This window comes from Thiolapillus sp. (assembly GCF_048562965.1).
Classification (GTDB): Bacteria; Pseudomonadota; Gammaproteobacteria; order Chromatiales; family Chromatiaceae; genus Thiolapillus; species Thiolapillus brandeum_A.
This window is the reverse complement of sequence record NZ_JBHNMF010001452.1, coordinates 1-620: the sequence shown is the minus strand read 5'-3', so window position 1 is coordinate 620 and position 620 is coordinate 1. Positions and strand designations below refer to the sequence as shown.

The following is a 620-nucleotide window of genomic DNA, read 5'->3' as shown; positions in this document are numbered from 1 at the left end:
ACCCGCGATATTCAGCCACGCATACAGAAATTGGACTATAATAGAACATACATAGAATCAGTGTCTTAGTGAGGTGGCGGACATGGCAAAGAATATCATCCAATTTCAAAAAGGCCTCAGTTTGCCGAAATTTCTGGAAAAGTATGGTACGGAAGAACAGTGCTACTCGGCGCTGTTTCATCTGAGGTGGCCAGATGGATTTGTTTGCCCCGAGTGTGGCAACAAGACCTATTGCGAGATCAAAAGTCGTAAGGTCTATCAATGTCATCGCTGTCACCGACAAACTTCATTGACGAGCGGTACAATCTTTGCTGCTACCAAGGTACCGCTAACGAAATGGTTTCTGGCCATCTATTTGCTTACACAGAGAAAAACCAGCGTGTCTGCGCTGCAATTGAAGCGGGATATTGGCGTCAGCTATAACACGGCATGGAAGATGAAGCACAAGCTGATGCAAGTGATGCTGGAGCGTGAGAAAGGAAAAAAGCTCAGTGGCAGTATTGAGATAGATGATGCGTATATCGGCGGTGAGCGTCCAGGAAAGCCTGTGCGTGGCGCTGCACATAAAGCTCCGTTTATTGCCGTCGTTGAAACGGAAGGGGAAGAACATCGACCTCAGC

Annotated in this window: 1 protein-coding gene; it reads left to right on the top strand. The window is 47.4% G+C overall.

Annotation, left to right across the window (positions count from 1 at the left end):
- Window positions 1-82 precede the first annotated feature (82 nt).
- On the top strand, window positions 83-620 hold a 538-nt coding region (locus ACOCD2_RS24900), incomplete at its 3' end, for an IS1595 family transposase (RefSeq protein ID WP_419626349.1).